Raw genomic sequence first — 15,102 nt, forward strand, 5'->3', positions numbered from 1 at the left:
GGATTATGTCACTACCGAATCGCTGTTTTATGCCACCAACAGGGCTTTGGCGGCGATAGGAACACGACTGAATATTACCTTTAGCCATTATGCTGCTTAATTTTGATTAGTTACTTATAATTTTTTTCATAACAATTTTTTATAAGTGTACTTTAATTTCTATATTCATTTATTCGGGATTGATTTTAAAGACGAAACCTGAAGAAGTTTCTGCTTTTCCCCCTTGGGAAGCTGTGAAAAGGTAAGCTGGTTTTCCATTTTTCATTAGTATTTGTGGGCGTTCGAAGCGTCCATAACGTTTGAGGTGTTTAGGAGCGGGCGGTTGTTCGATATAATGCTCTGCTCCAAACCAGCCAATTTGAGGATTCTGCCAGTTTAACCCGTCTTTGGATTCGAAATAGAGCCCCACTGTATGGTCGTAGAATCCCATATCTCTCATTAACATTTTAAATATACCGTTTTCATACCAGATATACGCATCTTCTACTTGCCTGTTTTCTCCGAAACCGGAAAAATCGACAATCGGATTTTTTTCATATCGTCGATAAGGCCCTGTAATTTCGTCTGCAAAAGCTATCCCGTATTTTCGGTTACCTGAAATGCCATTGATATGTTGGTTCACATATTCATTCTCATTACAAGATTTATAATAAAGCCAGTATTTCCCGTTCGGGTGTTTTAAGAAAGCTGGATTAGTGGTAATATAATCATCCCATTCACCTGAATTTCCAGGCATTAATAATGGCTTTTCGCATCTTTCCCACGGTCCCCAAATAGAGTTTGCTACAGCGTATCCGATACGTTTTGTTCCAAATTTGCCATTAGTTGCTCCCATGTAGAATAGCCAGTAACGACCATCTATTTTATAAATACTTGGATTGTGACATGTACTGCCATCAAAATATCCCGGACGGGGTGTCAGTACCGTTGATACGTATTTGTACGGTCCTTCCGGTTGGTCGGCTACGGCGTGTGCGATTTCACAATGTCCCAACCACCCTTTCATTTCATACTTTTTTTCCCAACGTGAATAAAATACATGTACTTTATTCTTTTCATCTATAATTGGTGCACAACACCACACATAATAATTATCGTCTTCCAAGATGCGTCCCATAGGTTCCAGACGTTCAGCAAAAGAAGAAATAGCCTCTGCTGGATAGTTCTTCGACAGGTCAAGATTTTGGGCTTGTGCTGACGCAATTTTTAAAATAAAGAATAATGCATAAAAAAGGATGTGTTTCATAATTTCTGTGATATTTCTATATGATTGATAATTCTTTTAGACTTGTATGGTTAAAGATGATTGATTTTACAAATAGCGATATTATATTTACATCACTTTTGTAGTACAAAATGATGAAAGTGAATAATGATGACAAGATTGTAAAAAACAATGGAGCATTGAATTGTGTACAATGCTCCATATTACATCATAATGCAATAATAAAAATAGATTTTTATTGAGCTATCACACCTGCCCAACTGGAAGAGAAGCGGAAGTTACCGACATTTCCGGTCAAATCATCGCGGTTCCTAAATGAAATAGAACGAATTCCCCCTTTTAATTTGTTATTATCTTCGTCCCCCTTCGCTACCACATCGGGTTGAGGTTCTTCTGCTGTTAAGGCTGGGTCTACAAATAATGAAACCTCGTTCTTTTTATAATCCAGTTTGAGAACCAATAGATGTGTCTTATTAAGCGCATGGCTTTTGAAGGATTCTGCATTAACTCTTAACAGATTAGTCCCGAATCGGATATGTTCATCGTCTACTTTACCGACATATACTCTGGCACGCAGATTACCGCCAGTATGAACAGGGGAAAGAGCAATGAAATCGCCTAAGCGACTGGAAGCGACGGAGGAAAAGTTTGCCAAAAATGAAAGGTATAAAGTTCCCCTGCAATAGTCATTCTTTTCAGAAATGGAATATACGCTAAATCTTGAACCTTTCACATTTTCCGAGAGTTCTCCTATTTTGATAGATACTCCTTTTTCCGTATATCCCTCATAACTGAGCTCTTGTCCGGTAATGGGACTACCGGCATTCTTGTCAGTTTGGGAAGAGAATGCTTCACACCAGGTATCTATTTTTATTGGAGCATCAGTTTTATTATATGTAGCTTTTTCCAATTTATCACCTTGTTTATATCCATTTAGCAGATTGCTTTTTAATACTTGTGCGTTGCCTGATAATACAAAGGCTGCCAGGCTTAAAATTAATACCGATCTTTTCATAATGCTATAATTAAATGTGTTGATAATTTTTTCTGAGACAAAATTAGTCTGAACTTTTTATTCCGACTAGTGAAAAAAATCCATTAAACATGTACATATGTTCACAAACACATAAATATATTTATTAATCTTCGTTTATTTCTGTTTCTCTTATGCCCTCTTGGTATCTTTTCAGATAACTGGAAGGAGAGATGCCAAATTGAGCCTTAAAACATCTGCTGAAATAGAACGGGTCATTGATGCCGACCATATAAGTTACTTCAGATACGGTATATTTCTTGGTTGACAACAATTCGGCAGCTTTCTTCATTCGCATGATACGAAGATATTCTTTGGGAGTATGTCCGGTCACTCCACGCACTTTACGGTAAAAGATGGTGCGACCCAGTGACATCATAGAAGCAAAATCATCGGCAGTAAATTCAGGGTTAGTCAGTTGTTCTTCCACTATCTTGGTCAGATTTTCGACAAACTCCTTGTCTTTATCCGATGTACACATCACAGGACGTTTGGCTGACAAGTCATTGGAAAACTTCTCCTTTAGTTTGTCACGCTGTTCTATCAGTTTGAATATGCTTGCCAGTAACAGTTTGGTACTGAAAGGTTTTGTTATGTAAGAGTCTGCACCGCTTTTCACTCCTTCCAGATGGCTTTCCGCTACATTCAGGGCTGTAAGTAGGATTATAGGAATATGACTGGTACTAAAGTCACTTTTTAGTTTACGGGTTATCTCGAAGCCATTATATCCAGGCATCATGACATCGCTGATAATGAGGTCTATATCATTATTATGGGCATACTCCAGACCATTTTTTCCATCCGCTTCGGCAGCAACCTCGAAATATGGGGTCAGTTCTTCTTTCAAGAATTCCCGTACGTCATTGTCATCCTCGATAATAAGTATTTTCCGTTTGTTTAGAGGACCCTCTTGATCAGATGCGTTCAGTTCTGTTTTTAGTTCTTTCTCTATATTTTCTACTTCTTTATCTATTTCTTCTTCTGATTCAGAGTGAGCATTTTCCTCATTAAGAGCAGAAAGCGAAGGATGGTTTTGTGCTTCTTCTTTTAATATGGCATTTTCAGGAATAAGGAAGTCGTTAGATTGATAAATGGAAGAATCAATAGGTAAAGTTACAATGAAAATAGAACCACCTGACGGATTTTCTTCATAGCAGATGTTCCCTTTGTGAACATGAACCAGTTCATGGGTAAGATGTAAACCTACTCCTATACTGTCGCTAGAAAAACTGCTTTGCATGAAACGTTTAAACAGCTCATTACGTTTTTCTTTGGGTATGCCTACGCCTGTATCCGTTACTTTCATAATTAATAGCTGTTTTTGTTTATCAATATAAATGCTGAATTCTATCTTTCCACCGGAAGGAGTATATTTAAAAGCATTTGATAAAAGATTGTAGGCGACTTTGTCGACATTACCTTTATCAATATACATTTTGTATGAATTGACGGATGGTATAAATTTGAAATCCATATTCTTGGATTCGGCTGTATCCTGAAAGCTTAGGTAGATTTCATATAAGAAAGCGATAACGTCAGTTTCTTCAAGCGAAAGGGCGAGTTTGTTGTTCTGCATTTTCCGGAACTCAAGTAATTGGTTGATCAGACGCAGCATACGCTGGGTACTTTTGTCCATTAGTTTGATAGAGTAACGTATCTCCTTGGGGATATTGTGGGTACGGTGGATTCTGTCCAAAGCCCCTTGTATTAGTGTAAGCGGAGTTCTGAATTCATGTGAGATATTAGTGAAAAATACTAACTTGTATTCTGTTAATTGCTTTTCTACTTTAATTTTATTCCGCAAGTTGTTAATATTCCTGATAGTACGATATACAAAATACATGATAATGCCTGCAATGAGTATGTAAACAAGGAAAGCCCATCCGGTTGCCCAAAAAGGGGGAGTTACTTTGATTTCAAGTGTCGCCTCGTTATCACTCCATATACCTGATACGCTGCAGGCTTTGACATGTAGATAGTAGGTACCTGCCGGTAAGTTTTTATAAGCTGTAAAGTTTAATGTAGAAGGAATACTCCAGTCATCGTCATATCCTTCAAGTTTGTAGCTGAACCTTGTATTAGTCGAAATGGGATAGTCAAAAGTGGAGAAGTCTATGACAAAGGAACTTTGGTAATATTTCAGACTGATGGCATCTGTATATGCCAGAGCGGCTGTCAATGGAGAGTCCATATCGGCAGGACGGACTGATATTCCGTTTAACTTTAAGTCTGTAAATGTAACGGACGGAATTTTCTCTTTGTTTTTAATTTGCTTAGTATTGAGTATTATAAGTCCGTGGTTGGTGCCGAAAGCCAAACGACCATCTTTTAATTTGGCACATCCTTCTGTATATACATTCCCCAATATATCATTAGAAAAGAAGTAATTGTTGAATATTTTGTTTTCCGGGTTAAAACAAGAAATCCCATATTCGGTGGATACCCAGATATTTCCTTCATCATCTTCAATGAAAGCTTGTACTACACTGTGGACAAGTCCATCATTGACCGTATAGTGAGTAAAGGATATATCTTTATAATCATTCTTTATATTGGCTACGCAAAATCCGATACCTGATTCGGCAATCCATATCCTGCCTTTCTTATCTTGTATAATCGATTTTATTTCATTGCTTTTCAGGGCATGGTTATCCAGATTGTATTGGTAAAAATCGTTCGGGTCTTTTATAATACGGTCAGGATCGAATACAAAAACACCTTCACTGGTTCCTACCCATATCCATCCGTTACGGTCTTCGCAGATAGTGCGGATTTCCTTTTGGCCATAAGTCTTATTGAAAAAATGCCGGAATATGTATTTGTCTTTTTTAGGAACAGCGAGATCAAGTCCGCCGCCGAACGTTCCTATCCACATACGTTGTTTGCGGTCTTGCAAAATGCAGAATACTGGATCGGCAGCTAAGGAATTTGTATCGGTTGCCTGATGTATATAGTGTTGGTCGTCTCCGACTTGGAGCCCTTTCCCGCGTGTTCCCAACCATATATTACCTTTACTATCCTCACATGCAGAATAGATATTTATATCATAATACTTTTTGCTTTTCTGTTTTGTTAGTTTATTATCGTAGATATATAATCCGCCTGCACGCGTTGTTATCCATACTTCGTCATCTTGCATGTGGGATATGAAGCGGATGGCATTTGCCCTGTCGATATTTAATTCACCTTCGGGATATACTTTTGCAGCCCCTTTATTTATGATTTCAATTTGGGATATACCGGAATATTCGCTACTTGTCCATAAATTGCCCGAGTGATCTTCTATTATATATTGAAGATAGTTTGAGGCGATGGGATTTGTATGATTGGCGGTTGCGGTAAAATGTTCCAGTTCTTTAGTAGTAGGATTATAGGCAAAAAGTCCGTTCCCATAAGTCGTTATCCATATAATGTCTCTGGAGTCATGATAGACATGATAGCGTTCGTAATCAATGAAATATGGGAGCTTTGACGATCTTACATCAATCTTTTTGACACTACCGGATTCTTTTTGAATATAGTTAATGTATCCAGTCTGATTATGAACCCAGTAGTTGTTGCGGTTATCTTTCACTACCAATCCATTACGGATATTGAGCTCTTCCGGAGCAATTCTGGTTGTATTGGTCTTGGGATTGAATAAGATTCCGCCTTGTTTGGTAAATAACAGCCATTCGTTACGTAATACAATATTGCCTGTTAGCAAAAAATCAGTTGATGTGGCAGTATTGGCAACTTTCGTGAGGTGCTGCTGGTTGTATTTCCAAATAAATCCCTCTGATGTTATGAAATAAATAGTATTATCAATGACTGCGCTTTGAAGGAAGTAGTGAGTCGAATCTATACATTCGAGCGTGTTATCTTTAAGTAAATACAGCCCTTTTCCTGTACCAATCCAAATGGAATTTGAATCAAATACACTAAGAAAACGTATATTGTCGGATTTTAGTTTATGGTTGTCGGTAGAATATGTTTCCGAACTGAATTTGTTGTTTTTATAAGTAATTTTCCGGCAGCCTTGCACCCTTCCCCAAAGCCATACATCCTTATTGGGGAGGATTGTGACTTCATTATAACGGTCTTTCATTTCTCCTTTGCCGGTGAAATCTACAAAACAGTCTTTTTTCAAATCATAACAACTGATTTGTTCCGCGGAAGTTGTAATCCATAGGAATCCGTCGGAGTCTTCCTGTACACTTCTGATACGATGATCCGCTAATGACAGTTCTTCACCGCTCTGGGGACGGAAAGTAACAAATGAATTTCCATCATAACGGCTCAGGCCATTTAAAGTAGAAAACCAAATGAATCCTTTGCTGTCTTGATAGATATGCCTGATAGAATTATTGGCTAATCCGTCAGTGGCAGTCAGATTCCTAGCATGTATTTCTATGGAGGCGTTTGCCGGATATATAATACATGTACATATAAAAAAGAAAATTGTAGCTTTAATGAAGAATCTCATACTTGTATAGTGATAATAATGATTGTGTTTTTTTAGATCTGCGGTAAAGATAGATAAATAGCACGTAATTTTAAAGTTTAAATTCAGACTTTTGCATTGAATTTCTTGAATAACCTGAAAAAAAGAAAGAGGGACTATATAAAAATGTTCAGGTGGACAAATGTGCATGGTATATGGAGAAAAATGCATGAGCAGCTTCAGGTATGCCGCTATATTTGCTGTTGAATTGATAACTGAATTTTGTATTACCATGGTTTATGAGATTGTATAAAACTAATATTATTAAATGAAAACTAGAATGTATGAAAAGCACTGTTTGTGAGATTAGTTGTTGGAGAAGAAAATATATATTTTTCTTCTTGATGATGATTTCGGCTCTCCATTCGGTCACAGTATTTGCACAAAAACGTACCATATCCGGTACGGTGGTTGATGAACGAAATGAACCGTTGATCGGGGCAACTATTGTAGCAGAAGGGAAGTCTGGAATGACGATTACCAATGTGGATGGCAAATTTACTCTTGCAGTTCCTGATAAAGCTAAGATAATTGAGGTGTCTTATTTGGGATATGCTTCACAGACTATTTCTATTAAAGGAAAGAGTGTTTTTGCCATCAGGATGAGCGAAAATGACGTGCAAATGGACGAAGTGGTTGTAATCGGTTATGGTACAGCCAAAAGGGGGAATGTGACCGGGGCCATTGCCAAAGTTGATGCAGCGAAACTTGAAGACCGTCCGGCACCCAATCTTGCCTCTTCATTGCAGGGGCAGTTGGCGGGAGTAGAAGTACGGTCAACTAATGGTGCACCGGGATCAGAATTACAGATTCGTGTGCGCGGATCTGCTTCCATTAATGCGGATGCCACTCCTTTATATGTAGTGGATGGAATTCCGATAGATGATTTGGGAAGTATCAACCCAAATGATATTCAGTCGATTGAAGTTTTGAAAGACGCTTCATCTTCTGCTATTTACGGTTCTCGTGGTGCTAATGGTGTTGTTTTGATTACAACTAAAATGGCTAATAAGGATGATAAAGTCCGGGTACAGTTTTCTGCTGCATTCAGTATCCAACAATTGGAAAAGAAAATAGATGTACTAAGCCCGGAAGAGTGGATCACTTTCCGGACTGCCTATAACAATAGTAGATACCTTGCTGCTTTAGGAGGAAAAGGAGCTACGGCAGATGATGATTGGGATACCCGTTATGCCTTGAATGGTAATCGGGTAAACTATGAGTATATGAATGACCCGCGATGGACACAGCCCGGTTACGGTGGATTAAAACTAATTGACTGGCAAGATGAATTTTATCGTTTGGCTCCGATGCAGAATTATCAGCTTTCTGTTTCAAATGGTAGAGGGAATACTCAATACCGGCTTTCTCTGGGATATATAGACCAGCAAGGTATTGCTATAGAGAGTGCTTACAAACGTTTGAATCTGCGGGCTAATGTGGAGACAAAATTGTATGATCGCATCACTTTAGGCGTTAATATGGCTCCGTCAATGGACTGGAAAGATGGTGGGCGTGTGGATGGCAAAGATCAGCAGGCAAATCAGGTTTTGACAATGTGTCCAGTTGCAGAGCCAGATGCTGGGATATATTCCGGTGCGGAACCTTATGCCTCTTATTTATGGTCTAGTACAAAAATCAGCCCTATTGCTTATATGGAGCAGGTCACCAATCATATCGAAACGGCTCGGTTGAATTCTTCAGCTTTTATCAGAGTCAATATTATTGACGGATTGAGGGCGGAAGTGAAAGGTGCGTATGATTTTACAAGCCGTCAGACTCGCACTTTTACTCCGAGTTCGGTAATTAAGAACTGGACGGATGGTGAAGGGTATCATAGTTCTGCCAACCGTATAGATATACGGTCATCCAAATATCTGTTGCAGGCTGTATTAAATTATGATAAGAAATTAGGCAAGCATAATATTGCCGCTATGGCAGGTTATTCAATGGAAAGTTCTTCGGGAGCCACTACAAACTTGTCTGCGCAACAGTTCCCGGATAATTCACTTGAAGTTTTCAACCAAAGTGATGAGGCTATAAAAGTTGCGTTAGCTACCTTGTCAACTCCCAATCGCTTATTATCCTATTTCGGGCGTGCCCAGTATGAATATGATAACCGTTACCTGTTGACAGCAAGTATTCGTCGCGACGGTTCTTCACGTTTCGGAAAGAATAATCGTTGGGGGATGTTTCCTGCTGTTTCTGCTGCCTATCGAATCTCTAACGAGAAGTTTTGGCCGGAAAAGTTTGTGGTCAATCAAATGAAAATACGTGGTAGCTGGGGTATGAATGGAAATAATTCTATTTCTACTAACGCTGCTATCGGGCTGATGGGTAGTTCCAACTATTCAATTGGTGGAAGCCTGACCAATGGTTTTGCTCCCAGTTCAATTGATAATAAAGAACTTGGATGGGAAAAGACACACAGTTGGAATGTTGGTTTGGATTTGGGATTTTTTGATAACAGGATAACTCTTGCTGCCGATTATTATGATAAAACGACTAAAGATTTATTATATCAGGTTTCTGTTCCTGGTACAATGGGATTCACACAAGCATGGGGGAATATCGGTAGTATAAAAAATAAAGGGTTTGAGATTGAACTGACTACCCAAAACTTGACAGGAAGGTTCAAGTGGACTACTTCTTTGAATATAGCTTATAATAAGAATAAGGTGTTGAGTTTGGGAGAAGATAATAGTACGGTTTTCATTGGATGGGATAAATCGAATACACAGGTATTGATGGTTGGACAACCTTTGAGGGCATATTATATGTATGATGCTGTAGGAGTGTATCAGTATAAGGAAGATTTGAGGAAATATCCTACAATGTCCAATTCTATTCAGGGTGATGTGAGATACCGTGATGTGAATGATGACGGTAAGATTAATGACCAGGATCGTACGTTGGTTGGTAAACCGGATCCCGATTATACTTTTGGTATGACAAATACCTTTAAATATAAAGATTTCGACCTGTCTGTATTACTGACTGGACAGACAGGGGGAATGATATATAGTCTGCTCGGTCGTGGCATGGATCGTCCGGGTATGGGAGCATCTATCAATGTATTGTCACGTTGGAAAAATATGTGGGTTTCCGAGGAACAGCCGGGTGATGGGAAAACTCCCGGTATTAATAACTCTAATACAGGTTCACTGTACGATACCCGCTGGTTGTATAGTACCGATTTTATTAAAATTAAAAACGTAACGCTGGGCTATCGTATTCCCATCAAAAATAAGAAGATAATTAATTATGCCCGTGTTTATATTTCGGGAGAAAATCTTCTGATGTGGGATAAATATGACGGTGGTTATTCTCCGGAAGTAAATAATGACGGAAAGAATAGTGACTATGATTATGGTTCATATCCGCAGTCTAGAACTATTACTTTAGGGGTAAATGTAACATTCTAATAAAAGAAACTATGAAACTATATCAATATATACTAAGTGGAGCTATGAGTATGGGATTGTTATTCTCTTCTTGTAGTGACTGGCTAGATGTCACTCCGGTAGATACCCGTACTACTGAAAACTTTTATACGACCCCGTCGCAAATGGAGCAAGCGTTGATAGGAGTATATAACGGACTGCTTCCGTTGTCGACTTACGCTTTACTTATGTCAGAGGTTCGTTCAGATAATACATGGTGCGGAGAACTGAGTACGGCACAGCGTGACTATATGGACATCAGTTCTTTTAACCCTAATATATCGACCATTGCAACAGTTCGGGATGCATGGAATGACTTGTTTGAGATTGTTTCGCATGCCAATTTGTTTTTGTCCAAGGTAGATGGGGTGAATTATACTATTGAAGGAATAAAGGAACAACAAATAGGAGAAGCGCGTTTTTTGAGAGCATTAGCTTATTTTGATTTGGTTCGTTATTACGGGCGTGTTCCTTTGACGCTTGTTCCTCAGACTATTTCAGAAGCAATGTCGACTCCGCAGTCGGAGGCTGTAGAAATTTATGAGAAGGTTATTATTCCTGATTTGGAATATGCTGTCGGAAGCCTGACGGAGGAACCGAAGGATTATCTAGGAAGGAAATCCGCCAGTGGCCGTGCAACATTGACTGCGGCAAAGGCATTGTTAGGAAGAGTTTATCTGACAATGGCGGGATTTCCTCTGTATGATGAAACTAAAAAGGAACTCGCTAGGGAGCTTCTTGAAGAAGTAATTGATTATGCGGATGCAACTGGTAAATTTTGGGCTAAAAATGCAAGTGAATGGCAAAGAATGTGGATAAATGAGAATGATAATAAATATCACATCTTTGAAATTCAATATATAGTCGCTAAAGATTATGGTAATCCGATGGTATTTCACTCCGTGCCTCGTTTACCTTCGAAATATGTTACTCTTGAAATGTCCGGTAATAGTATTGCTTGTGCGAAGGGGCTTGATAATTTATTGAAAGAGGAACAAGATGAAGAAGGACATTTTCTTGATGTACGGTGTCTGGCTACTATTGATACGACCAAGTTTGTGAATGATGACAATCCTAATAGTGTGACGAAATATGCAGGTGAGGATTTCTTTATCAAATTCCTGGAACATAAAATGAAAAGAGAAGCATTGGGGTATGATGATATTAATGCGCAGATAGTGGATCGTACTTATTTTCCTCTGAATTTCCCGTTGATTCGTTTGGAAGATGTGATGTTGATGTATGCCGAGATTGTAGGTCCAACTTCAAAAGGGGTTGATATGGTCGACAGGATACGGCGGCGTGCAGGAATACCGGTATTAACAAATGCCGAAAAGGAACCGGCTGCATTCCAGGAATGTGTTGACAAGGAGAGACGGAGAGAGTTGGCTTGTGAAGGAATCCGTTGGCATGATTTGGTACGTCATAATAATCTTCAAGCTGTTCGTGATAAATTTCAGGAATATGCAGTGGATGCCAATGGTAATGTCATACGTCCGACTTTGTTATTGTATATCAGGCAAATAAAGGATGGAACTTATCTCTATCCTATTCCCGATTCGCAGATGAAAGTGAAAGAGGGGCTGTATGTACAAAATGAAGCGTATCGTTAAAAATTGAAGTAAATGTAATAAATATAGGATAGAAAAATATGAATAAAAGTTGTTTGATTGGTTTTCTGATGTGCTCTGCGTTCTCACTTGTAGTACAAGCGGCGACAGATGGGGCGTATATAACAAAGACAATTTCCCAAAATGAACGTAAAAAAGGGATAAAACGTACTATACAATATCGTCCGGATGGTAATGATTTTGTTTGTGTGAACGGCAAGAATCGCTATACTCGTGCATTGTACGGAGGTATTACAGACTTTAGGATTGAAACGAGTGACCGGCCTGTGTTTGCTGCTTATAAGCCGAAGGATAGTAAGCATATCTGTTTTCGCTTGCAATGTGGTAATCAAAGTATAGCCCTTGATTCTTTAAAATTTTGTGAGGCCAGATATAGGGCGGGAAGGCGTACTTATCGTCTGATAGATCCTTTGTTGGGCAAAGGTGAATTAAATATCTCCGTACTGGCATTTCCTGACACAGAAGGAGGAATATGGCGGTTTACAATGAAGGATATGCCGGAGGGTGCTCTTTTACATTGCTATATTTCAGAGATTAGAGCGAAGAATTTAAGCCGCAATGGTGATATGGGTGCTGATCGTGCTGATAGTTTTGATGCTCCCCAACTTCCGAAAGAACAGAAGCATTATAAATTGAGTTTGGATGAAACGACTGCTTATATTGTTGTGGAAGATCAGGAGTTACGTTTACCGACTCTTGTTGAAGGAACTTCCCTATACGATAAGTCTGAAAAATGGCGTTCGGAGATAGAGTCTTCTCTTCAGATTTCTACTCCGGATCCCTATTTTAATCCATTGGGAGGGGCTTTGGCGGCTGCCGCTGATGGAATATGGGATGGCAAAATATGGCTTCACGGAGCTATTGGCTGGCGTTCGCAATTAAATGGCTGGCGTGCTGCTTATATCGGTGATTTTATTGGCTGGCATGATAGGGCTCGTACGCATTTCGATTCGTATGCGGCAAGTCAGGTTACGGATGTCCCTGCGACAATACCTCATCCTACACAGGATACTGCTTTACATTTGGCACGTTCGGTAAAAAAATGGGGTACCCCGCATTACAGTAACGGGTATATTTGCCGTACTCCTTACCGCAAGGATCAAATGCATCACTATGATATGAATCTTTGCTACATTGATGAGTTGCTCTGGCATTTTAACTGGACCGGCGATTTGGACTATGTACGTAAAATGTGGCCTGTATTGACTAGTCATCTGGCATGGGAAAAATTGAATTATGACCCTGATAATGACGGGCTGTATGATGCTTATTGCTGTATTTGGGCCAGTGATGCACTTTATTATAACAGTGGAGCTGTAACTCATTCGTCAGCGTATAACTATCGTGCTAATAAATTGGCCGCTATGCTGGCTGAAAAGATAGGGGAAGATGCTACTCCCTATGAAAAAGAGGCGGATAAGATATTGAAAGCAATGAATGAAAGGCTTTGGATAAAAGATAAAGGGTATTGGGCCGAGTATCAAGATTTCATGGGGCATAAGCGTTTACATGAAAGCGCTGGTTTGTGGACTATCTATCACGCGATAGATAGTGAAACAGCCGATCCTTTCCAGGCTTATCAGGCAACCCGGTATGTTGATACCTCTATTCCGCATATTCCGGTATTTGCAGATGGGCTGGATCGTGATTATGAAACATTATCCACTACGAACTGGATGCCTTATGTGTGGAGTGTGAATAATGTAGCATTTGCCGAGGTGATGCATACTGCGCTTGCTTTTTTTCAGGCAGGGCGTGGAGATGATGGTTTTAATTTGTTGAAAGGTTCTGTTCTGGATGGGATGTACCTTGGGAAAAGTCCGGGCAATTTCGGACAGATAAGTTTGTATGATGCTGTTCGGCGGGAAACTTATCGTGATTTTGCAGACCAAATAGGTATAACATCCCGCACTTTAATACAGGGCTTGTATGGCGTTTCGCCAGATGCTCTGAATGGAAAACTGGTGATCCGGCCGGGATTTCCTATGGCGTGGGATAAGGCGTCTATGTCAATGGCTGATTTAGCCTATGAATTTTTACGTAAGGGTGATGTGGATATTTATAATGTGACACAACGTTTTAAAGAACCATTGGCCTTGACGTTGCAAGTGAATGCTGTGAAGGATAAGATCCGTTTGGTAAAGGTGAATGGAAAAGCTGTGAAATGGAAGACGGAAGAAGCTGCGAATGGGTATCCTCTGATTGTTGTTTCTGTACCGGCTGTCACCAAAGCTGAAATCGAGATTCAATGGGAAGGTAATGTCTTACAACAGATTGCAAATGATGAAATTGTTACTACACTGGAAGGACAGGTAGACTTGAACGCTCCTCAGGGTATTTCGTTTCTTAAAGTATATGACCCGCAAAATGTTCTGGTAACGAAGAAGGTAAACACAACCAAGCTTTCGTCGAAAGTGAATAAAGATAAGAAAGGACATCATACTTTCTTTGTGTACACTCGTCAAGGGAATATGGAATGGTGGCAACCTGTCAATGTCTATGTCAATGTTCCTCAAGTCGTATACAATGGATTTGAAAATATTGAAACTGGTAAATGTCGTGTGGTAAACATGGATAAGCTGTTTAATTCTTCTGTAGCGGATATTTTTAAAAATGAGTATTTGTCGCCACGTTCTCCTTATACAACTTTGCAGTTACCGACTCAGGGAATTGGAGAATGGTGCCATCCATTGCTGACTGCTGAAATTGATGATTCCGGCTTACGTAGCTTGGTGAAGGATAATATGTATAAAACTTCACTTGGTATTCCTTTCCGTGTAATGAAAGAAGGTAACAATATCGCTTACACTTCATTATGGGATAATTATCCGGATATGGTGAAGGTTCCTCTCTCTGGAAAAGCTTCCCATGCTTATTTGTTGCTTGCAGGGAGCACCAATCATATGCAGTGCCGGATAGCCAACGGAATTGTACGTGTATATTATACAGATGGGACTTCAGAGGTGCTGGAATTGGTAAACCCTGATAATTGGTGTCCGATTGAGCAGGACTTTTATCTGGATGATTTTGCTTTTGATGCTCCCAGACCTCGCCCGTATCGGTTTCATTTAAAAACAGGGATCGTGAGTCGTGATTTGGGAAAGGCTTTGAAACTTCGCGGATCTGCCGACCGCAGATTTGAAGGTGGCGCCGGTGTCATGCTGGATATTCCGTTGGACAAGAATAAGACTCTGAAAGAACTGACATTGGAAACCGTTGCTAATGATGTAGTGATTGGATTGATGAGCGTAACATTACAATAACAGTCTTTATTCCGAAAATATAAC

6 protein-coding genes are annotated in these 15,102 nt (G+C 39.6%); 3 read left to right on the forward strand and 3 right to left on the reverse strand.

The window, feature by feature from the left end:
* Positions 1–169: 169 nt before the first annotated feature.
* From NSB03_RS05435 to NSB03_RS05445, 3 genes are all read right to left on the reverse strand, one after another.
* Entirely contained in the window at positions 170–1,246 is a 1,077-nt protein-coding gene (locus NSB03_RS05435) for a glycoside hydrolase family protein (RefSeq protein ID WP_024986558.1), read from the reverse strand.
* Between the two features lie 214 nt (positions 1,247–1,460).
* Positions 1,461–2,240, reverse strand: coding sequence for a hypothetical protein (locus tag NSB03_RS05440; protein WP_024986557.1), 780 nt, complete (start codon positions 2,238–2,240; stop codon positions 1,461–1,463).
* Positions 2,241–2,364: 124 nt separating this feature from the next.
* Positions 2,365–6,723, reverse strand: a complete 4,359-nt coding sequence (locus NSB03_RS05445; RefSeq protein WP_257466265.1) for a hybrid sensor histidine kinase/response regulator — start codon at positions 6,721–6,723, stop codon at positions 2,365–2,367.
* 302 nt (positions 6,724–7,025) lie between these two features.
* Between NSB03_RS05445 and NSB03_RS05450 the strand changes: the two genes are divergently transcribed.
* Genes NSB03_RS05450 through NSB03_RS05460 form a run of 3 tightly spaced genes read left to right on the forward strand, consistent with a single transcriptional unit; the run spans position 7,026 to position 15,078 of the window.
* Positions 7,026–10,166, forward strand: coding sequence for a SusC/RagA family TonB-linked outer membrane protein (locus NSB03_RS05450; protein ID WP_257466266.1), 3,141 nt, complete (start codon positions 7,026–7,028; stop codon positions 10,164–10,166).
* Between the two features lie 11 nt (positions 10,167–10,177).
* A complete protein-coding gene (locus NSB03_RS05455; RefSeq protein ID WP_024986556.1) occupies positions 10,178–11,797 on the forward strand; it encodes a RagB/SusD family nutrient uptake outer membrane protein in 1,620 nt (539 codons plus the stop codon).
* A gap of 38 nt (positions 11,798–11,835) precedes the next feature.
* Positions 11,836–15,078, forward strand: a complete 3,243-nt coding sequence (locus tag NSB03_RS05460) for a DUF4450 domain-containing protein (RefSeq protein WP_371826226.1) — start codon at positions 11,836–11,838, stop codon at positions 15,076–15,078.
* Positions 15,079–15,102 lie beyond the last annotated feature (24 nt).

Origin of the sequence: Bacteroides acidifaciens, from assembly GCF_024623065.1 — a bacterium.
Taxonomy (GTDB): Bacteria; Bacteroidota; Bacteroidia; order Bacteroidales; family Bacteroidaceae; genus Bacteroides; species Bacteroides acidifaciens.

Excerpts from the sequence above, each read along its gene's own strand:
- NSB03_RS05435 (WP_024986558.1), bottom strand. The coding sequence starts at position 1,246 with ATGAAACACATCCTTTTTTATGCATTATTCTTTATTTTAAAAATTGCG.
- NSB03_RS05440 (WP_024986557.1), bottom strand. The coding sequence starts at position 2,240 with ATGAAAAGATCGGTATTAATTTTAAGCCTGGCAGCCTTTGTATTATCA.
- NSB03_RS05445 (WP_257466265.1), bottom strand. The coding sequence starts at position 6,723 with ATGAGATTCTTCATTAAAGCTACAATTTTCTTTTTTATATGTACATGT.
- NSB03_RS05450 (WP_257466266.1), top strand. The coding sequence starts at position 7,026 with ATGAAAAGCACTGTTTGTGAGATTAGTTGTTGGAGAAGAAAATATATA.
- NSB03_RS05455 (WP_024986556.1), top strand. The coding sequence starts at position 10,178 with ATGAAACTATATCAATATATACTAAGTGGAGCTATGAGTATGGGATTG.
- NSB03_RS05460 (WP_371826226.1), top strand. The coding sequence starts at position 11,836 with ATGAATAAAAGTTGTTTGATTGGTTTTCTGATGTGCTCTGCGTTCTCA.